At 39.4% G+C, this 20,090-nt stretch carries 18 protein-coding genes; 13 read left to right on the forward strand and 5 right to left on the reverse strand.

Translation table 11 applies throughout. The annotated features are described in order from the left end of the window. Positions 1-14: 14 nt before the first annotated feature. The 6 genes from AB5217_RS14110 to AB5217_RS14135 are packed head-to-tail and all read left to right on the forward strand — an operon-like array spanning position 15 to position 9,053. Positions 15-1,436: a hypothetical protein gene (locus AB5217_RS14110; RefSeq protein WP_032845438.1), complete on the forward strand. Its 1,422-nt coding sequence runs from the start codon at positions 15-17 to the stop codon at positions 1,434-1,436. A gap of 3 nt (positions 1,437-1,439) precedes the next feature. Beyond that, a complete protein-coding gene (locus AB5217_RS14115; protein ID WP_050486372.1) occupies positions 1,440-4,829 on the forward strand; it encodes a hypothetical protein in 3,390 nt (1,129 codons plus the stop codon). Between the two features lie 7 nt (positions 4,830-4,836). Next, positions 4,837-6,018, forward strand: coding sequence for a hypothetical protein (locus tag AB5217_RS14120; RefSeq protein WP_139147493.1), 1,182 nt, complete (start codon positions 4,837-4,839; stop codon positions 6,016-6,018). A gap of 17 nt (positions 6,019-6,035) precedes the next feature. Further along, a complete protein-coding gene (locus tag AB5217_RS14125) occupies positions 6,036-7,652 on the forward strand; it encodes a hypothetical protein (RefSeq protein ID WP_050486371.1) in 1,617 nt (538 codons plus the stop codon). Between the two features lie 13 nt (positions 7,653-7,665). Then, on the forward strand, positions 7,666-8,316 hold the full coding sequence (locus AB5217_RS14130; RefSeq protein ID WP_032845440.1) for a membrane protein: 651 nt from the start codon (positions 7,666-7,668) through the stop codon (positions 8,314-8,316). Then, entirely contained in the window at positions 8,313-9,053 is a 741-nt protein-coding gene (locus tag AB5217_RS14135) for a S1C family serine protease (protein ID WP_032845441.1), read from the forward strand. Before AB5217_RS14130 ends, AB5217_RS14135 begins: the two co-directional genes overlap by 4 nt. A gap of 78 nt (positions 9,054-9,131) precedes the next feature. On the opposite strand, the gene AB5217_RS14140 is transcribed toward AB5217_RS14135, so the two are convergent. Together AB5217_RS14140 and AB5217_RS14145 are read right to left on the reverse strand one after the other, a co-directional pair. Then, entirely contained in the window at positions 9,132-10,337 is a 1,206-nt protein-coding gene (locus tag AB5217_RS14140) for an endonuclease/exonuclease/phosphatase family protein (protein WP_042994255.1), read from the reverse strand. Beyond that, positions 10,318-11,778: an aminoacyl-histidine dipeptidase gene (locus AB5217_RS14145; RefSeq protein ID WP_032845443.1), complete on the reverse strand. Its 1,461-nt coding sequence runs from the start codon at positions 11,776-11,778 to the stop codon at positions 10,318-10,320. The genes AB5217_RS14140 and AB5217_RS14145 overlap by 20 nt, the downstream gene beginning before the upstream one ends. A 133-nt stretch (positions 11,779-11,911) precedes the next feature. Here AB5217_RS14145 and AB5217_RS14150 point away from each other — a divergent pair, with 133 nt between their 5' ends. Together AB5217_RS14150 and AB5217_RS14155 are read left to right on the forward strand one after the other, a co-directional pair. After that, positions 11,912-12,145 carry a hypothetical protein gene (locus AB5217_RS14150; RefSeq protein ID WP_004300805.1) on the forward strand — a complete coding sequence of 78 codons (234 nt, stop codon included), beginning with the start codon at positions 11,912-11,914 and terminating at the stop codon, positions 12,143-12,145. Positions 12,146-12,172: 27 nt separating this feature from the next. Beyond that, complete coding sequence (locus AB5217_RS14155; protein ID WP_004300804.1) at positions 12,173-12,775, forward strand: OmpH family outer membrane protein; 603 nt, start codon at positions 12,173-12,175, stop codon at positions 12,773-12,775. A 100-nt stretch (positions 12,776-12,875) separates the two neighbouring features. On the opposite strand, the gene AB5217_RS14160 is transcribed toward AB5217_RS14155, so the two are convergent. Beyond that, the gene (locus AB5217_RS14160; RefSeq protein WP_032845444.1) at positions 12,876-13,217 is read right to left on the reverse strand and encodes a hypothetical protein; all 342 of its coding nucleotides are present in this window, start codon (positions 13,215-13,217) and stop codon (positions 12,876-12,878) included. A gap of 3 nt (positions 13,218-13,220) precedes the next feature. Further along, a complete protein-coding gene (locus tag AB5217_RS14165; protein ID WP_004300802.1) occupies positions 13,221-13,517 on the reverse strand; it encodes an FtsB family cell division protein in 297 nt (98 codons plus the stop codon). 156 nt (positions 13,518-13,673) lie between these two features. Between AB5217_RS14165 and AB5217_RS14170 the strand changes: the two genes are divergently transcribed. Next, complete coding sequence (locus tag AB5217_RS14170) at positions 13,674-15,539, forward strand: DNA polymerase III subunit gamma/tau (RefSeq protein ID WP_032845445.1); 1,866 nt, start codon at positions 13,674-13,676, stop codon at positions 15,537-15,539. Between the two features lie 102 nt (positions 15,540-15,641). Here AB5217_RS14170 and AB5217_RS14175 read toward each other — a convergent pair whose 3' ends face one another. Next, positions 15,642-15,875 (reverse strand): PspC domain-containing protein, encoded by a 234-nt coding sequence (locus tag AB5217_RS14175; protein ID WP_004316218.1) that lies wholly within the window; start codon positions 15,873-15,875, stop codon positions 15,642-15,644. A gap of 304 nt (positions 15,876-16,179) precedes the next feature. Between AB5217_RS14175 and AB5217_RS14180 the strand changes: the two genes are divergently transcribed. From AB5217_RS14180 to AB5217_RS14195, 4 genes are all read left to right on the forward strand, one after another. Then, positions 16,180-16,713 (forward strand): Crp/Fnr family transcriptional regulator, encoded by a 534-nt coding sequence (locus AB5217_RS14180; protein ID WP_050486373.1) that lies wholly within the window; start codon positions 16,180-16,182, stop codon positions 16,711-16,713. A 65-nt stretch (positions 16,714-16,778) separates the two neighbouring features. Next, positions 16,779-17,960, forward strand: coding sequence for an acyltransferase (locus AB5217_RS14185; RefSeq protein ID WP_080706879.1), 1,182 nt, complete (start codon positions 16,779-16,781; stop codon positions 17,958-17,960). 408 nt (positions 17,961-18,368) lie between these two features. Further along, a complete protein-coding gene (locus AB5217_RS14190; protein ID WP_032845447.1) occupies positions 18,369-18,725 on the forward strand; it encodes a hypothetical protein in 357 nt (118 codons plus the stop codon). A 63-nt stretch (positions 18,726-18,788) separates the two neighbouring features. Continuing rightward, positions 18,789-19,703: a hypothetical protein gene (locus AB5217_RS14195; RefSeq protein WP_032845449.1), complete on the forward strand. Its 915-nt coding sequence runs from the start codon at positions 18,789-18,791 to the stop codon at positions 19,701-19,703. Positions 19,704-20,090 lie beyond the last annotated feature (387 nt).

Raw genomic sequence — 20,090 nt, forward strand, 5'->3', positions numbered from 1 at the left:
ATAAAAAAGTCAGTATGAGTAAAATCTATATTTTCGGAATCGGTGGAACCGGATCGCGAGTTATCAAATCTTTAACCATGTTGTTGGCGAGTGGAGTACAAATGGACTCGGATGCTATTGTTCCTATCATTATAGACCCTGATGTAGCAGCGGCCGACTTGACACGTACTGTGGACTTGATACATACGTTTAATAACATTCGTGGGAAATTAACCTTTACCACCGATACTCAATGTGATTTCTTTCGTACAGAGATAAGGGAACTATTGCCGGGATTTAGAATGAATCTGGAAAATACTCAAAATTTGCGTTTCAAGGAGTATATTCAATTGAGTACTATGGATAGAGCCAATCAAGCTTTTGCCAAAATATTGTTTTCGGATGATAATTTGAATTCGGATATGGAAGTGGGTTTTAAAGGAAATCCCAATATTGGGAGTGTGGTGCTCAACCGTTTCACTCAATCTGTTCAGTTTCTTGATTTTGCATCCGATTTTCAAGGGGGAGACAAGATCTTTATTATCAGTTCCATATTCGGTGGAACAGGAGCCAGTGGTTTTCCTGTACTTTTAAAGAACCTGCGCACATTATTGCAGAAAGACAGTCAGTTTCCGAATGGTAAAGAAATCCAGGACTGCGTGATAGGAGCTATTTCCGTATTGCCCTATTTTGGCGTAAAACCAAAAGACGAAAGTGCTATTGATCAGGCTACGTTCATTTCGAAAACGAAGGCGGCATTGACTTACTATAATCAGAATATGAGTACTATTGATCTCTTGTACTATTTGGCGGATGACATAAAGAATAAGTATGAAAACAACGAAGGCGGTGAAAATCAAAAGAATGATGCTCATTTGATGGAACTTGCAGCCGCTTTGGCTATTGTGGATTTTGATAAGAGTATCAAGGAAAGAAGTCCTCAAACTATTTATCGGGAGTTTGGTGTAAAGTCAAATTCCGAGAATCTGACTCTTCCCGATCTCTGTGATATGACTTATGATACAATTGCCAAACCATTGACACAGTTTACCTTGTTCTGTAAATTCATTAACGAGCAGTTGAGTGATTCCATTCGCCAAAAATTGCCTTGGACGGTTCGCTTTAATGAAAAAAAATGGTTCGCTGACCGTTATGTGAAAAGCTATATCAATAGATTCGTGGCGGAATATGTGACATGGTTGACAGAAATGCAAAACAACAAACGCGGATTCGCTCCTTTTGAATTAGGTGAGAATAGGAATGCGGTGTTCAGTTTGGTCAAGGGGTGCGAAACTAAAAAAGTACTGTTTCGTGTGGATTCAAATTATGCTTTATTCGATGGCTATTTGAATAAGAAAGAGAAAAAATTCAAGGAAGGACTGTCTTTAGAACAACGTTTCATGGAGTTGTTTTATACGGTAACCGAAGAGCTTATTAACGATAAAATCAGATTGTAGAATATGGCACATGTTTTTCGTTTATATACAGCCGGTGGTAATGATAATATCGAAGGCTGGAATGATTCCAATGGATATGGAACAAAGGCAATCAGCAGTATCAGTGACCCGGAGGGTGGATCCTGCAAAAGAGAAATAACATCTATACCCAGTCCTTTCGCTCGTATAGATTTAATGAAGAATGCGTTCAGACAAGTTGTGGAAAGCAAAGACCTGGATAATAAAGAAACCATCTATCATAAACTGGTTTCGGATTGTTTGGATGTGGCGGAAATCTTCTTTAATATTGAAAAGCTGCGTGACAAGTTTGACATTATTACATGGAACAAGGAAAGTTCTCTTAAACAACTGCTCGAGGGAGGTAATCCGGCTCATAAGCAGTTGGGCGAGACACTTGTTATGTATTTGAATCAGGACGCGAAAGCCTATAATTTTGATTTGCTTAAGAATATCTATTTACTGAACTATAAAGGCCCGGATGCACCTTCCCAGTTGAATATCGTAGGTGCCACTTCTCCGGTGACTTTGTTTTTTACATCTGCCAATAATCTGAATTATGTATCTGACCATGTGCGATTTGGCAATGACAAGCCTTTCGATTCAGATTTTCAGCCGCTATATAAGCGTGATCCAAATTTCATTCTGTATTGGTTTGGACTGAAGAATTACTGGAATCAGTTGCAAAAAAGCACGGAACGTTCTTTCTCTGATTTGTTTAAGGAAGTAGATGAATATTTGGATTTGACATATAGGCACTTGCCGCAAGAACTTAAAGACAGGGTTAATGTGATGACGGAAGCACAAATGGTTAAATATAAGTCTATTCCCATTGTCAACAGAGACGATTTGGTGGAGGTGCTGGGCTGTGAGCTGAAGTGTCTGGATGTGGACAGTCCGTTTTGTTCGGATTTTGTGATAGACAGTGATTTTTCAGTGGATGGAAAGAAACCGTTGGTGCTTCCTGTTGATATCTTCAGAAAACCGTTGATATATACACAAGATCCATGGGATGATAAGATTGTCGTGCCTGTTCATGACAAAAATAAAGATCTTTCCAAGCGGAAGTTGCCGGTGGATGGACGTACTTATCCTTATCTGACAATGGGCGATTTTCTAGAGGATGTCATTATCTGCAACACTTATCCGTTGAATGAAACTTGTTTTTATAATGGAGGAGACAAATTGTGTAGCCAATCGGATGGATATAGCTATCTGCTTCCCATCAAAAAAGAGTATTTTAAATACTTCACTATAGATGATCTCAAAAAACATTTTCGCATTGAAAGGCGCGATGTGTCGAATGATAAAACGGTGAAAGTGACATTGGAAATCCCTATTAAGGAACAGAACGGACAGGTGAATTATGTTACATACGAACGATTCTATTATGAAACGAATTCCGGAGTTTCGGATGAAAAGAACGGACGGGTAATCGTGAAAGACTTTGGCTTGTATTTGTTTCCGTTTTTGAAGGTGAAAAACAATGTGAAAGCGGATTATCGTGTCAATGTAATGGATTTTGCGGGGGATGATAACTATGATTTGCATTTTGGAGATGGTAAGGATGTCTTTGAGAAAAAGTGTTGCCTAGGGAGAAACCGCACAGAGGATGGAGAGATGATAAAGCCGACAGGAGGTGGAGTGTTTGATCCACAAACGTTTGTCTTTGACAAAGCTTTCTCCTATATCGTTTTTGATGTGGAAGGGGTGGAGAATATTATTATTCCGGAGTTTCATGGAAAAACCGGTGCTCAATCATTTGAGTTTGCCGTTGATTTTGGTACGTCGAATACTCACATTGAATGTCGGAAGGATGGTGGAAAAATAGAGCCGTTTACTATCAGTGAAGATGAACGTATGATACAACCTATGAGTTTAAACTATGGTAAAGACTCTGATAATCCGGTTCAGGCCGATTTCTTGCCGAATGTCATTGGGAAGAGCTTCAAGTTCCCTACCCGTACGGTTCTATCTGAAAAAATAGGTATTGATTGGCTTGTTGATACTGTGACTCCCATGGCGGAAACTAATTTGCCTTTTGTCTTTGAAACATTTCCTTTGCCTCCTTATAATAAATCATCTGTTGACTTAAAATGGGCAAATGAGCAAGAAAGCCGAAATAGAATTTGCTCTTATTTTGAAAATCTGATTATACTGATGCGAAACAAAGTGCTGATGAATGGCGGTGATTTGTCGGCTACCAAACTGGCATGGTTTTATCCAGCTAGTATGTCTTCTAAACGCGTCAAGGAAATCGAAGATATTTGGATTGAACTTTATGCCCTGTATTTTGGAGGAGACCCTGAAACGCAGATTGTCACAATGTCTGAATCGATTGTCCCTTACTATTATTACAAGAAAAACAATAAGGCGACGACTAATGTTGTATCCGTTGATATAGGTGGAGGCACTTCAGACATTCTACTGGTGAAAGACGGCATTCCCCTCTATCTGTCATCCTGTCGTTTTGCGGCAAATTCAATCTTTGATTGTCAGCCATCGCGTAGTAATCCGTTTATAAGTAAGTATATTGACACATTCCGTAAGATTCTTGACGCGCAAACAAATGGCGAGGTAATGAGTTTGGTCGATAGTTGGATGGAGGAAGATAGACCCGCCTCGGATATTGTGATGCTTTTATTCTCTTTGGTGCGGAACAAGGATATTGTCGAAAGGGGTATAATCAGTAAAGTAAATTATAGTTCGATGTTGTTTTCAGACTCTAAGCTGAAAATCTTGTTCCTTCTTTTTTATACAGCGTTGATTTATCATATTGCAAAAATAATGAAAGGCAAATTGCTGGATTGTCCAAGACATTTGGCGTTTAGCGGAACCGGTTCTAAGATTCTTCAGATATTAGTATCTGTCCGTGAAAAGGGCGTTCTGGAGGAATACACAAAACTTATTTTTGAAAAAGTGTATGGCGAGAAGTATGATGAAAACGGACTGGATATTCTGATCAATACCAGCAATCCTAAAGAGGTGACTTGTAAGGGTGGATTATTGGAAATGAAAACGATGAGTGTAGCCAAGATGGATGAAATGAAAGTGTGCTTGTTGGGAACAAAAGATATTCTTGTCCCTTCCTCTTTTAAATATGCAGATGTTGATTCAAATGTGATAAATGGGGTGGTAAATGAAATTAATGCGTTTACCGATTTATTCTATGAATTGAACAAAGAGTTTTCTTTCAACAAAAGGTTTGGTGTAACAAAAGATTGGGAAAGTTTAAGACCATATTTCAGTCGAGATATTGCCAAGTCAGTAAAGGATGGTATTAGCGGGAAAGATGGGAAAGATGAAGTGGAAGAAACGTTATTCTTCTATCCTATTCGTGAAATACTATGTGCCATAGGAGGTAGTGAAAAAATGTTAGAACCGGAAGATGAATAATAATAGTATGAAGAAGTTACTGCTCATTATGCTACTGATGATTGTTGGTGGTGTAGAATGTATTTGCAAAGCGCAAAACATTAGTAGGGAAAAGCAAAAACAGATAATCAATTACGTTAATTGTTTTTATACTGCAAGATATATCTTGGCTCATCCGAATTTGAAGAAAGAAAATCAAGGTATTAAAAACAAAGGAATAGATACTATTTCCATTGAAAATGCTTATCAATATGCGGAGTTGGATCGTATTCTGAAGGCGAACGAGATGAAAACAACTGCAGAAAATTTAACGAAACCCTTAAATGACAGGAATGTTGAATATTTGAAGTCGTCTGATGAAATATTTGAGTTTGTTTATAAGGTCGCTGATGCAAAAGGATTTGAAAGATTCAACATTAAGAGAGAGGATGAACGTGTATTGGAACGCAAAATTTTAAGTTACATCTTTCAAAACGAAGAGAATTCGGAAGAACAGAATAAACCGGAGGATGAAGAGAAAGGTGAAACCAAGGTTCAAGAACAGAGTAGTGAAGCGAGGTTGCCTATTGGATTTTGGATATTGCTAGGTTCTGTTGTTTTTTGTCTTGTCGTAGGGGTAGCTGTGCTATTTTTCAAATTGTTGAATTGTGAACATGAATTAGATAACAAAAAAACAAGCTATAGAAATTTGGAGAAAGACGTTGATAAACTGGAACAAGAAAATAAAAAATTGAACGATAAAATTAAAAAACTGGAAAAAGATAGGAGAGAAGAAAAAGGTAAAGAAAGTGTTGTTACTGATGGTACACAACAAGAGGTAGTCAATAATACTGTTGAAACAGGGGAGAATGTTGTTGAGTCTCCTATGGATCTGTCAATATCTGAAAAAACAGTAGCGGTAAGTAAGCTTGTTTTTTACTATGCGGATGTAGATGTGAGTGATGATTGTTTTGTGCGTGTTAATGAAAATAAAACAAAAAAGTCTGTATATCGGTTGAATGTAAATCAGCAGAATTTTGTCCTTATTGATGATGAGCAATTGTATGAAGTTAAATTGTCAAGGGTTAGTAGTTCAGGAATTACGGATGCTTGCGAAGTGAAAGGTGCTTACCAAAAAGGAAAGACGGTTTCCATCACTCCGGGTAGAGTCGTATTGGAAGATAATGGCAAATGGAGAATCGTTGATAAAGCAAAAATAGAAATAAAATAATTGAACTTGTTGAATTTATGGACTATGTTATTATTGTAGGTTTGGTAATTGTACTGGTGTGTGTTCAGTTTAAGGTCTTTTTAAACAATTGTAAATTAATAAAGGAAGTAGAAAATTTGTTTCCGCTGTCAAATACTTTATTCGTTTTACAAAACTCATTGAAGGATAATGCGTTAATAGATGATATACACGAAACCGGAGGCAATGTTGAGTCGATTAAAGTCTTTAAAATTGTATCTGCTGATCTCGATAAGAATTCGAGTGAATTTCGAAAAATCCTCGATTCTATCAATAATTATTTGCAAAAGAATAAGGGAGCCGTCAGCGATTTTATGCTAATAAAGGATATTGTTGAGAGAAACTGTGACTCAAAAGAGGAGGAAATCACTATCCAAACACCTATACCGTTGTATATTGGGTTAATGGGTACGATGCTTGGAATTATTATCGGTATCGGTCGTATCGCAATTATGGGTGGAGGCTTTTCTGCATTTATTGATAATCCTCAACAGGCTATCGGTGAGTTAATGGGTGGGGTTGCTATAGCTATGCTTGCCAGTCTTACGGGAATTTTGCTTACTACTATTTCTTCTTGGAAATCCAAAACGTCGAAAAATAAGTTGGAAGCAGATAAAAATGGGTTTTATTCTTGGATACAAGCGGAACTTCTTCCTGTTTTGTCCGGAAATATGGCTAATACACTGCAACTGTTGCAACAAAATCTGACCTCGTTCAATCTTTCATTCTCTTTTAATATAGGCAGGATGGAAAATGCGTTGAAAGAAATGAGCGGGTCGTTTGCTGATCAATTGAAAATCTTGGAACTTCTCAAAAATCTGGATATAAAAAGGATGACTACAGCTAATGTTTCCATTCTTCAGCAATTTGAAAAAAGTACTGCTAATTTTCAGCAACTGGCAACTTATTTGTCACAGACATCTGACTATCTTCAGGCTGTTCGGCAACTGAATAATAAGGTTGGGGAATATATGGAGCAAACATCTGCTTTGACAAACCTTTCCACTTATTTTCAAGAAGAGAATAATTATTTTCAAATGAGACGTTCGGAAATTAATAAAGCGGTAGTTCAGGTGGACGATACCTTAAAGAAATCATTTCTTGCCTTGCAAGATAATGCGGAAGAAGGAATCAATAACTTGGCTCATTTCCTTGTGGAACAACAAAGCAAATTTAGTGATAACTTGAAGTATGTCGAAGAAAAACATCAACAATGGTTGGCTGAACAACGTGAAATAATGTTTCAGCACATTGACGGTCAGGACAAATTGTTTAAAGAAAAAATAAACGATTTGGATGTTGTTATTGATGAAATAAAGAATCTTGCCGCTATCAAAGAGTGTATGGTAGGCATTGAACAATCATTAGGTTCACAATCTGATGGGGCAATAGAAAATCTCTTGCGACAGAATCGGGCGATGATGGAAAGGCAGAGCGAGCAAATAGAGCATTTATGTAGTGCCATTAAAAATCTTTCTTCGATAAATGGTGTGGTTATGGCAACATCTCCGAAAAAGAATATGATTAGGAATGTCGCTCTTTGGATATTGGGTATCATGATGTTTTTGGCATCAGGAAGTGCTCTGCTCCTTATGTGTATGGCTTTATTGAAATGATAAATGAGTTGTAATGAAACATAATTCTTTCTTTTGGGCTAGTTATGCCGACTTGATGACAAGTCTATTCTTCATTATGCTTGTTCTGTTTATCTTGACCACTGTTATGCTGAAGAGACAAGTGGATGAAATTGAGAAAGTGAAAGAGGCAACGGAAGAGCAGATGGAAAAAATAAGGGAGATAGAAAATGCCGTTAATGAAATAGATACTACTTATTTCGAATATAATCAAGAACATAAGAAGCACATCCTGAAAATAGACGTTTCGTTTGATGTCGGTAGTTCGGATATAGAGAATATACCTTTGGATATAAGAGAAAAACTGCTTGATGCCGGTAATGCCATAAGGAATTTTATATCGGCAGCGTCACAGAGGTATGGTGTGAAGTATTTGTTGGTTGTGGAAGGGCAGGCTTCTAAAGACTATTTTCAGAGGAACTATGAACTAAGTTACGAACGGGCATTGGCATTAGTTAAATATTGGGAGCAATACGGATTGTTATTCAATAAGGATGAATGTGAACTGATTATTTCCGGCAGTGGTCAATCCGGTAGTTTGCGCGTAGAACCAGATGTCAAAGGTAATAGTGCCAATCAGCGTTTCCTTATTCATATCATTCCTAAACCGGGTGTTATTGAACAGATAAAACTTAAAAAACAATGAAACGTAGCGTGTTATGTATTTTTATGATAGCTTTCTTTGTGTTGTTCTCTTCTTGTGGTAATTCAGGAAGAAAGCATAAAAAAGAAAAGACTGTGGAAAAGACTAGTATTGTAAATAAAAAGAAAAAGATGGATATTGACTTGAATTTGTCATCCAAGACTAAAGTGATGTCGGGAACGGAAATTTTCAAGCGATATAACAGTGCTGTGTTTATGATCTTTACTTCCGATGGTTATCATACTTTTCAAGGATCTGGATTTTTTATTTCTTCTGATGGGATTGCTGTGAGTAATTATCATGTTTTCAAGGGAACTTCTATAGGGCTTGAAACTATAAAGTTATCATCTGGAGAACAATTAAATGTGGAGGATATTATTGTAAAAAGTGAAGATAATGATTTTATCATTTTCAAGGTTGCAACAAAGGAGGGTAAACAATTTAATTATATACCTGTCGCTTCAAAGTCTCCTTCTGTAGGAGATAAGGTATACGCTATAGGTAGTCCCCGTGGATTGGAAAACACTTTTTCTTCAGGTGAAGTGTCGCAGTGGAGAGATGAAAATCTGATGCAAATCAGTGCCCTGATTGATCATGGCAGTAGTGGAGGTGCATTGATAAATGAGTACGGGGAAGTAGTAGGTATTACATCTGGCACATTTTATGATGGTTCACAGGCAAATCTAAATTATGCATGGAGTATTGATGTGATAAAGCCTTATGTAACGAAGAATCATTGAAAAATTAGTAGCGCATTGCTCTTTTTTGAACCCTTGATTTGCCGATGCAATGTGGATTGTCTGCTGCGCTCATTTCCGTCAATCTGTGGAATACTTTAGCTCAAAGTCTGCATAAACAGGAAGATGATCGCTGATGCCTCCCAGATATTTCATTCCCTTGTAAGTGCGGAAAGGCTCTTTATCCCCATATTTTTCGTCGTCTTTCAGTAAAAAGGAGAGAAGACAGACGTTTGCTCTTTCTTCACTGGTGAAAAAATGGCTCGATTGATTTAATAGAGTACCCGATACAATCAGATGGTCAAGCAATCCCCATTCACCGCGATATTTGTAAGAACCGAAGCTTTTTGACTTCGCTTTCCGGGCAAGCAGATGATATAGTTTTAGTGAGGAAGGAACAATTGTTGAAGGGTTGGTGGAGTTGAGTGTTGAGGCTGGCTTTGGGGTAGTAATGGGAGGCGCTTCGGCCTCCAGTATTTTCTGGATAGATTGATTCGTCGGGTAATCATTGAAATCCCCCATAATAATAACTTGCGGATGAGAACGAATATTTAGGATGTGATCGACTTCCGTACGCAGAATTTGAGCTGCGTATAAACGATAGGGTTCCGATTCTTTAGCTCCACCAGAACGGCTTGGGAGATGGCAGACAAATACGTCTAATGTGTCTCCCGTCAGCAGAAGTCCGCTGACGTACAGCAAATCTCTTGTCGGACGGTATTGTCCCAACAGAGGAATGGAGATAGAACGGGAAGATAACAGCTTGAATAAATCCCGTTGGTAAAGCAGGGCTACGTCAATCCCTCTCAAATCAGGGGAATCGGTCATTACATAACGATAGTTAAGCTCTTTTAAAGGAGAACGGCGGGTCAGATCACGCAGCACCGTATCATTTTCCACTTCGCATAATCCGACTAGTGCAGGAGGATTCCATTCTCCAATAGCTGTGATTACTCGCGCTACATCAGACAGCTTTTTCTTATATCTGCTATAATTCCAATGACGCAGCGCATCGGGAAGAAATTCGTGGTCGTTCTTTAAACTGTCATGGTGCGTATCAAACAGGTTTTCTATGTTCCAGCTGACAACACGGAAAGGGATTCTTTCTTCCTGACAGGGAGCTTGTTTGCTATGATAGTCTTGTGCTATAACAGAGCAAGGAGCGAGGAAACTTACACCTGATAAAATCATAGTAAAAAAGAGTACGATAACAGCTATTCTTTTTTGACTGTTACCATACTCTTCTTTATGTTGACTTATTTGCCCGCTACTTCTTGGCAGGTACATGTGCCAGGATGTCCAACAGGTGTTTCCAGAACTTTTCTACAGTAGGAATAAGCATTCGTTCGTCAGGAGAATGAACACCTGTCAGTGTCGGTCCGAAAGAGATCATATCCAGCGTTGGATATTTATCAAGGAACAGACCACATTCCAATCCTGCATGGATGGCTTTAACTTTCGCATCTACACCAAATAGACGCTTGTAAGATTCAACTGCCACTTCGAGGATAGCCGAGTGCGGATTCGGTTTCCATCCCGGATAACCTTCACCGAACGTAACATTAGCTCCTGCCAGTTGGAATACGGCGCGAACCGTGTTCGCCATATCGTTGCGTGCGGACAGTATAGAACTTCGCTGACTGGTTTCAATACGGATGATATGATTCGGTTTCATCTTGACAGATGCCAGATTGGTAGAAGTTTCCACCAGTCCGGGAATATCCTGACTCATGGCATATACACCGTGAGGAGCTGCATACAGAGCTTTTAATAAACGGGTAGTAGTATCCTGGTCGATAGCCATTTTGCGTGGAGTTTCCGATTCGAGAACCAGCTTTAAGTCAGGCTCTACAACGGATAATTCGTCTTCCATTTCGCTGGTGAAAATATTCAGTTCGGTGCGGACATCATGCTTGGCGTCTTCGGGAACAGCACAGATGGCATAAGCCTCGCGGGGAATAGCGTTGCGCAGGTTACCACCGTTGATTTCACATAGGTACAGATCGTGTCTGGCAGCCATGCGTGAAAGGAAACGGTTCAGAATTTTGTTGGCATTGCCACGTCCCAGGTGAATGTCGCCACCGGAGTGACCGCCTTTCAGCCCTTTTACTTCTACCTTGAAGAAGAAATATCCGGCGGGAACTTCCACTTCCTTATAAGTAAATTCTGCAACGGAGTCAATACCTCCGGCACATCCGATAAAGATTTCCCCTTCATCTTCCGAATCGAGGTTCAGAAGGATGTCACCGCTCATAAAACCTTCTTGCAGGGCAAAAGCTCCGGTCAGTCCGGTTTCTTCGTCTACGGTAAACAGGCATTCCAGCGGACCGTGCTCAATGCTGTCGTCAGCCAGAATAGCCAGCTCGGTAGCTACACCGATACCGTTGTCGGCTCCGAGGGTTGTGCCTTTGGCTTTCAGCCATTCACCGTCAATTTCCGTTTCGATGGGATCGGTGAGGAAGTCATGTTGAACATCGTTATTCTTTTCGCACACCATGTCGATATGCGATTGCAGAACGACGGTTTGAAGATTTTCTTTTCCCGGAGTAGCGGGCTTTTTAATCAATACATTACCGGCTTCGTCCACCTTGGTTTCGAGATTATGTTTTGCTCCGAATGCCTTCAGGTAGGCAATCATTTTCTCTTCCTTCTTCGAAGGGCGTGGCACTTGGCAGATTTCTTCGAAATACTTGAATACGCCAGCCGGCTTTAAGTCTTTTTTTTCCATGCTGTTTCTATTTTATAATAGGAATAGAAGGGTTGTTTTCGCTTCTTCTATTGCTAAATATGGTTAATTTGATTGACTTATCTGAACTCATATCTCATTAAAGCCTATCTTTGCACTCACAAAATTAATAGAAATGGTTGAGACTATACTGATAACTTTGTTAATAGTTGCTATTTCCCTGGTATTATTAGGGGTGAAAGTATTCTTTACGAAGGGTGGGAAATTCCCGAATGGTCACGTGAGTGGGAATAAAGCGTTGCGTCAGAAAGGAATCGGATGCGCACAGTCGCAAGATCGCGAAGCACAAAAGAAGCCGCGTTTTTCTATTAACGAGTTGGAAAAAGCCTTGAACGATAGTATGAATTAAATTTATTAAAAACAATACTTATTAATTATGAATAGAATGAACTACCTCATGAACGGTTTGGCTGCTCTTGCGTTTATCGTTTTATTTTCACAATGTGCTGGCAAAACTGACAATCAAACTACCAATGCTCCGGCTCAGGCTAATGCCGAACTGTCAGGAATGAAAATTGCCTATGTTGAAATAGATACGCTGCTTGCCAAATACAATTTCTGTATTGACTTGAATGAGGCGATGGTAAAGAAGAGCGAAAACGTTCGTATGACATTGAATCAGAAGGCTACCTCTTTGAACAAGGAAAAGCAAGATTTTCAGAAGAAAGTTGAAAACAATGCTTTCCTGTCACAAGATAGAGCGCAGCAAGAGTACAACCGTCTGGTGAAGTTGGAACAAGATTTGCAAGAGTTGAGCAACAAACTTCAGAATGGTTTGATGGAAGAGAACAACAAGAATAGCTTGCAGTTCCGCGATTCTATCAACGCTTTCCTGAAAGAATATAATAAGACTCACGGATATAGCCTGATCTTCAGCAACACTGGTTTCGATAACCTGCTTTATGCTGACAGCACTTTCAATATTACAAAAGAAATTGTTGACGGGTTGAATGCAAGATATTCACCTGTGAAGAAATAAATGATATAAAACTGTTCCGTTCTTTATAAAAGGACGGAACATTATCGAATTAAAAAAAGTGATGCCTGTTCAAGACTGAAAAGCTATGAACGGGCTTTTTTTATAACCTTTCTTTTTCTTCTTCCTGTGGAATACGGAAAGCGGTGTAAAGTTCGAGGATGGCAGCAACTGTGAGGCAGGCAATCCATTCATTGCCTCGTGTGGTAAACATGAAGGCTCCGGTCAGGATAAGTGCCAGTGCACCGAATATCTGCTGAACACGCAGGCGTTTCAATGTTTTGCTCTTTCCTTTGACGGGTGTGTTCACTTGTGCCAATGCGATACATCCGGCTCCAACAGTATATATGTAAGGAGCGTATATCCATCCGGTAATAAACACAGCTGCTCCGGTGAGAGCCATTATGGCGCCTGCGGTGAAAAGGGCGGGTACTAATTGTTTCATTCTTTAATCTTCAAAAACGTAAATATCTTCGTTGGGTTTCTTCATCAGATACTTTTCACGGGCGATCTGTTCGATGGCGTCCGGATTGGTACTTATTTCGTTGAGACGTTTGGTGTTCTCTTCGTAATCTGCCCGGTACTTTTCTATCTCTTCTTTCAACTGGCTGATTTCCCGTTCATATCCGAAACGACGAACCAGGCTGTTCTCGTCCAGAAAGCCAATGATAACAGCAAATGCAACGACCGTAATGAGGTACTTGCGTCTGCATATGAAACTCCAGATACTGATTAGTTTACCCATAATTTCTCCTTTTAATATCTGCAAAGATAAAACTAATAACTTAAAAACTTATCGCTTCGGCTTCAAAACTTCTCTCTTTATCCCTTATTACTTATCACTTTTTTTGTGTACATTTGCAGAATAAGCGAAATTTCAAAAACAGAGAGAATCCCGGATATGGAAAACTATATTGTTTCAGCCCGTAAATACCGTCCGTCCACGTTCGAATCGGTGGTGGGGCAGCGGGCGTTGACTACTACGCTGAAAAATGCAATTGCTACCCAAAAACTGGCTCATGCTTATTTGTTTTGCGGACCGCGCGGGGTAGGAAAAACGACTTGCGCGCGTATCTTTGCCAAAACCATTAATTGTATGACGCCTACCGCTGACGGAGAGGCTTGCAATCAGTGTGAGTCATGTGTAGCTTTCAACGAACAGCGGTCATATAATATTCACGAACTCGATGCTGCTTCTAATAACTCGGTGGATGACATTCGCCAGTTGGTGGAGCAAGTGCGTATCCCGCCACAGATTGGTAAGTATAAGGTATATATCATCGACGAGGTGCACATGCTCTCGGCATCTGCTTTCAATGCGTTCCTAAAAACGCTGGAAGAACCTCCCCGTCATGCGATTTTTATTCTGGCTACGACGGAGAAGCATAAGATTCTTCCTACCATTCTTTCACGTTGTCAGATTTATGACTTTAACCGGATAAGCGTGGAAGATACGGTGAATCATCTGTCGTATGTTGCTTCGAAAGAAGGAATCACGGCAGAGCCGGAAGCGCTGAACGTGATAGCCATGAAGGCGGACGGTGGTATGCGTGATGCATTGTCTATCTTCGATCAGGTGGTTAGTTTCACCGGAGGAAATATCACCTATAAGAGTGTGATTGATAATCTGAACGTACTTGATTATGAATATTATTTCCGTCTGACGGATTGCTTCCTCGAAAACAAGGTGAGCGACGCATTGTTGCTTTTCAATGATATATTGAATAAAGGTTTTGACGGAAGTCACTTTATTACCGGATTGTCGTCTCATTTCCGTGACTTGTTGGTCGGGAAAGACCCGGTGACATTGCCTTTACTGGAAGTGGGAGCGAGCATACGCCAACGTTATCAGGAACAGGCGCAGAAATGTCCGTTACCTTTCTTGTACCGGGCTATGAAGCTGTGTAATGAGTGCGATTTGAATTACCGCATCAGCAAAAATAAGCGTTTGCTGGTAGAACTGACCTTGATACAGGTTGCACAGCTTACCACCGAGGGGGATGACGTGAGTGGTGGGCGTGGCCCTACGAAGACCATAAAACCCATATTCACACAGCCTGCCGCAGCTCAGCAGCCGCAGGTCGCTTCTGCAACCCAGGTTCAGCAGGCTTCCCTTCATACGTCTCCGTCTTCAGTAACAACACAGGCTGTTAATGGCACTACTGCCCGGCATCCGCAAGCATCTGCAGCAGTGCAACCGGGAGCATCGGCTTCTTCTGGTGCGGCTTCGTCTGCTCCGTCGCAAGGAGCGGGAGTTGCCCCGACTGTCAAGGAAGAACGGAAAATTCCGGTGATGAAGATGTCTAATTTGGGCGTGTCTATTAAGAATCCGCAGCGCGATCAGGCAACGCAGAATACAGCTACCACTCATGTTCCCAGAGTGCAGCAACCGGAAGAGGATTTTATTTTCAATGACCGGGATTTGAATTACTATTGGCAGGAATATGCCGGTCAGTTGCCGAAAGAACAGGATGCTCTTACTAAACGTATGCAGATGCTCCGTCCGGTATTGCTTAATAACTCAACGACTTTTGAAGTGGTAGTTGATAATGAGTTTGCTGCAAAGGATTTTACAGCTTTGATTCCCGAATTGCAGGATTATCTTCGTGGCAGACTGAAAAACAGCAAAGTGGTGATGACAGTGCGGGTAAGTGAGGCAACGGAAACAATACGTCCTGTGGGACGTGTCGAGAAATTCCAGATGATGGCTCAAAAGAATCAGGCGTTGATGCAGCTGAAAGATGAGTTCGGACTGGAGCTATACTAATGTACTTATTTCTATCGGATTATCATCTTCCACAGGAACGAAGGCTTTTATCTATATCGGATACCGGTATGAAAATATGGTCTATACTTTTGATTTTTTATCTTAATGTAAACGTTGATTCATACGGTCTTCGTATCCGTCTGAAGGTCTTTTTCCCGGCATGACAATCCACAGGATTATATATATGATTACTCCGGCGAAAGCAGTGAAGAATGTAGCTAATATATACACTATTCTTAGTAAGGTAGGATCCCATCCGAAATATTCGGCTATTCCGGCGCATACACCTGCGATCATTCGGTTGGAAGAACGGGTTAATTTCTTTTCATTTTCCATGATGTACTTTGTTTTAGTGCGAATACTATACAAATATAAAGAATATCATTGGGATAATCGAATAAAATCGGCAGATTATGGCAGAAAAGTATGGATACCCGGTCATGAAATAACAACGGAAAGGCAAGGGGGGCAATCCATAAATGCTAATCTGGGCGATATATAAAAATGCAGCTTGTTTATTTATTATAGGAGCATTTTTGTATTTTTGTAGCCGCTTAATAAAAAACAGGAAAGAGTAAATAAGCGTTGTGAAAGTCAAATGATGCATAATACGATAAACTCACTTAAAGCCAAGTCAAACATGAGCAATAGTTCCATAAATGAACTGTTTGCTCATAGCTCTTTATTGGAATTGCCCAAAAAACATATCCTAACGTCCTCTTTCCAGAATGATAAAAACTTTTATTTCATTAAAAAAGGTATAGCACGCTCATATTGTGTAATTAACGACAAAGAACTCACCTCATGGTTTAGTACAGAAGGAGATATCGTTTTTTCGACGAACAATTTTTATGGGAACCAACAAGGGTACGAATATGAAGTTGTTCAGTTATTGGAAAATACGGTATTATATGCCGTGCCGATAAAAGATTTGGAAAAGCTGTATCAGACTAATATAGAAATAGCGAACTGGTCAAGGATTTTGCATCAAGAGGCTTTTATAATGAATGAAAAGCGTTTAATTTCAAGACTGTATAAGTCAGCGGAAGAACGATATATAGAATTGTTGCAAACACGTCCGGATCTCTTCCAAAGAGTAAATTTGGGTTATATTGCATCTTTTTTAGGCATCTCTCAAGTTACGTTGTGCCATTTGAGGAACAAGATTAAATAATAGGGTTGTTTCGTTTCCCTTCCTTCGCATTACTTTATTCTGCTTTTTTAAGTAGTTTAAAAAAAATGTCATACCATTGTCCTAACTTTGCAATTGAAAAAATTGAATACCAAATGAAAAATGTGAATCATATAGTATGGGCTGATTTAATTCGTGTGATAGCCATTTTAATGGTTATCTGTATCCATTGTTCAGACCCTTTCAATGTTTCTCCTGAAGCTCGTTTAAATCCGGAGTATAACTTATGGGGGAGTATTTATGGAGCTTTCTTGCGTCCGTGCGTACCGTTGTTTGTGATGCTGACAGGAATGTTATTATTACCGGTAGAACAGGAAATCGGACAATTTTATAAAAAAAGGATGCTTCGTGTAATAGTCCCTTTTATTGTATGGTCTTTATTATATAATTTGTTTCCGTGGTTTACGGGTATTTTAGGACTGAATAATTCTGTTTTGTCTGAAATGTTTGCGTATGCAGGAGAGTCTCCAAGTCAAACTTGGGATAGTTGCTTGCATAATATTCTTATGATTCCTTTTAACTTCAATACATATACAGTTCCTTTATGGTACATATATATGTTGATAGGATTATATTTGTATATGCCTTTTTTTTCTGCATGGCTGAAACAAGCAACAGAGAAACAAATGAAAATATTCTTATCCGTTTGGTTTATCACATTATTTCTGCCTTATTGCCAAGAATATATATCCAGCTATATAGGAGGTACTTGTGCTTGGAATGACTATGGCACTTTATATTATTTTTCAGGTTTTAGCGGTTATCTGCTTTTAGGCTATTATTTGAAAGACAGAAACAAGTTGTCGGTGAAAAAGACTGTTGTTTTATCTCTCATTCTTTTTACTGTCGGTTATGCCATAACGTATTATGGATTCAGGAATATGACTTCACAACCTGATATTACAGAGCGACAAATGGAATTATTCTTTTTATACTGTTCGCCCAATGTCTTTTTAATGACGGTTGCCTGGTATTTATTAATTCAAAAAGTAAAGGTAACGTCTCCCTTAATGATATCAGCCTTAAAGAATATAACAAAATGTGGACTGGGCATCTATATGGTACATTATTTTGCTGTAGGAATAGGTTATTTAGCAATTGACAGAATTGATTTACCTATATTCATGCGTATTCCAGCGACAGCTTTATTTGTGTTTATCGTATCGTGGTGTATAGTTGCATTATTCTACAAAGTGCTTCCTAAGGCTGCGAAATGGATAATGGGATAGTTTAGTTTTGCGACATAAATGAAAAACGGATAAAAGAAAAAAGGGAGCAGTCCGAAAATTAAGGGGGAGTGATTTGGGGCAATCACATTCTTAAAATAAACACATAGCGGTCCATATCGAGCGTTTCATCATACCGAAGAACGCCACAAGTCCACGCGGCAGTTCGACAAGCTAAGGCGGAACATACGGCAGTCCATACAGCAACGGAAAGGCAAGGTGGGATGAAGCTATAACCGTGTTATCTCGCTGGAAAACAATAAAAAAGTGCTATTCATAATCCTTTGTGAATAACATTTTTCTATATTTGCAAATAAAAAAGTACATCGGGAGCTGTGCCGGATACGTGACGAACAAAAGACTTTCGGAAAAATACACGTAAATACAGAATTGCAACCACATATATAAAACATGAAAGCAACAATACCATATAAAAGAATTGAAAACACTCTGTTTGCTATTATCCCTCTACTCGTGGGATGGCGTATCACTTCTTATTATACATCTGCTTTACCCGATTTCGACATAGCGGCTAACGATATATTCATAACGATAGAATGTAAAGTGCAGACATTTGTATTATGGGGGATTATGTTATTCTTTTTCTACGTCATCGGAAAACAAGTGAATAATATACGGAAAAGACGGTTGTTCAAGATAACTGCCGTGTTGGTATATTGGTTAATCGTGTGGGGTATCTGCTACTACCAATGTGCCATAGAAGCGGTGCGGAACTGGAATGATATGATGAATGGGAATGTTGGATAGACTAAGTATTTACAGTTATCCGAATTATCAATATAAACAAACTATGACAGGAAAACAGGTGACATGAAGAAACGAAAAAAAAAGAGCAACAAGCAATCGAGGCGTGAAATCATTGCCGATGTCAAGCGTAGAGAGGTTGAGTGGAGAAAGGAAAGGAGAAAGGAAAGGTGGCGTATATGCAAATCCCATATCATGTTGTGGGGAACATTTATATCTTTCTTCTTATTACTTATATTCGTCATGCTGTCAGATATACGTAATACCTTCTCCAACATCATACTTGGATTGATAGCCATTAACGGTGGGATTTACCTATTTATGTACATCTTGTTTAAAGCCGCCCGGAATCTGATCATCCGGATACCTCTGAAAAATGGCGAAAGTACGGGAAATACGCAATGGTTGTTGGATTCTTCGGAAACTTTGGTAGAGCCTGAATATTTAAGCCGGTGTGATGACAAACAGATTGTTATTGATAATGACGGCATATCGGTGAGAGTATTGTTTTTTCTGATCTGGCTTGTTATATTTTTAGCTATGGTTTATCTCGGTTTAACTCCTTCAAAACTTGCAACTGAAGATTATGGAAGTACATTACTGCTTCTTGAGTTGTACTTGCTTATCCTGGCACTAGGAATAAGTGCCATTCTACAACCTTGGCAGCGGATTGTTTTTGATCGTGTTTCCAGAACTGTAACTATACCAGGACGACTTCTGCTGCATAAAAAAGAAACGATACCTTATAGTCAGGCTGAACTCACGATTCGTTATTACATGGGGCGTGGTTCGTTGGGGGTTGTGACAAGTATAATAATTTCCAATTCCAATTCACCTAGCCTGTTAAGTGGAGTTTCCTTAATGCCAGGCGATATAGATGAAGCCAGGCGTTTTGCACGCTTCATACAACTATACATGGAAAAAGAGGAGTTGCCGGACATACCAGAATTTGAGAAATACAGGAATGAAGTAAACGTTTAAATTGAAATAATAATGGGTAGAATCATTTTATTTTTTTAGGAAGTGCATTGTTTTTGTCCGGCTGCAAGAATAGTAAACAGCCGGAAGGTTATAATTCTACCGATGAAAATCTAAAATAGATTCATTCTTGCACGGTTTTGATTCTTTTCACCACAGAGGACACGGAGAACACAGAGGTGAATTTGTTTTATGACTTATGGTTGTAACCCTAATTTTGATGCGTAATCCTCCTACCATAAAGTTGAAAAAACATGAAAACATCTGCCACCTGCAACGAAAAACGTGTAATGTACTAGTTGATAAATAGTTGGAGCGTTGCAGATACCTGCGGCAGATAGGTTGCAGATAAAGTATCTGCAACACAGTATAAACCTTACATAAGCTAAT

It is taken from the genome of Bacteroides sp. MSSM.1001136sp1_RTP21357st2_D2_RTP21359_211015 (assembly GCF_040913205.1).
GTDB classification, from domain to species: domain Bacteria; phylum Bacteroidota; class Bacteroidia; order Bacteroidales; family Bacteroidaceae; genus Bacteroides; species Bacteroides ovatus.

Coding starts and splice junctions, on each gene's coding strand:
- AB5217_RS14125 (WP_050486371.1), top strand. CDS start 6,036: ATGGACTATGTTATTATTGTAGGTTTGGTAATTGTACTGGTGTGTGTT.
- AB5217_RS14120 (WP_139147493.1), top strand. CDS start 4,837: ATGAAGAAGTTACTGCTCATTATGCTACTGATGATTGTTGGTGGTGTA.
- AB5217_RS14180 (WP_050486373.1), top strand. CDS start 16,180: ATGAGCAATAGTTCCATAAATGAACTGTTTGCTCATAGCTCTTTATTG.
- AB5217_RS14155 (WP_004300804.1), top strand. CDS start 12,173: ATGAATAGAATGAACTACCTCATGAACGGTTTGGCTGCTCTTGCGTTT.
- AB5217_RS14185 (WP_080706879.1), top strand. CDS start 16,779: ATGTCATACCATTGTCCTAACTTTGCAATTGAAAAAATTGAATACCAA.
- AB5217_RS14115 (WP_050486372.1), top strand. CDS start 1,440: ATGGCACATGTTTTTCGTTTATATACAGCCGGTGGTAATGATAATATC.
- AB5217_RS14145 (WP_032845443.1), bottom strand. CDS start 11,778: ATGGAAAAAAAAGACTTAAAGCCGGCTGGCGTATTCAAGTATTTCGAA.
- AB5217_RS14130 (WP_032845440.1), top strand. CDS start 7,666: ATGAAACATAATTCTTTCTTTTGGGCTAGTTATGCCGACTTGATGACA.
- AB5217_RS14140 (WP_042994255.1), bottom strand. CDS start 10,337: ATGTACCTGCCAAGAAGTAGCGGGCAAATAAGTCAACATAAAGAAGAG.
- AB5217_RS14190 (WP_032845447.1), top strand. CDS start 18,369: ATGAAAGCAACAATACCATATAAAAGAATTGAAAACACTCTGTTTGCT.
- AB5217_RS14160 (WP_032845444.1), bottom strand. CDS start 13,217: ATGAAACAATTAGTACCCGCCCTTTTCACCGCAGGCGCCATAATGGCT.
- AB5217_RS14170 (WP_032845445.1), top strand. CDS start 13,674: ATGGAAAACTATATTGTTTCAGCCCGTAAATACCGTCCGTCCACGTTC.
- AB5217_RS14110 (WP_032845438.1), top strand. CDS start 15: ATGAGTAAAATCTATATTTTCGGAATCGGTGGAACCGGATCGCGAGTT.
- AB5217_RS14150 (WP_004300805.1), top strand. CDS start 11,912: ATGGTTGAGACTATACTGATAACTTTGTTAATAGTTGCTATTTCCCTG.
- AB5217_RS14195 (WP_032845449.1), top strand. CDS start 18,789: ATGAAGAAACGAAAAAAAAAGAGCAACAAGCAATCGAGGCGTGAAATC.
- AB5217_RS14135 (WP_032845441.1), top strand. CDS start 8,313: ATGAAACGTAGCGTGTTATGTATTTTTATGATAGCTTTCTTTGTGTTG.
- AB5217_RS14165 (WP_004300802.1), bottom strand. CDS start 13,517: ATGGGTAAACTAATCAGTATCTGGAGTTTCATATGCAGACGCAAGTAC.
- AB5217_RS14175 (WP_004316218.1), bottom strand. CDS start 15,875: ATGGAAAATGAAAAGAAATTAACCCGTTCTTCCAACCGAATGATCGCA.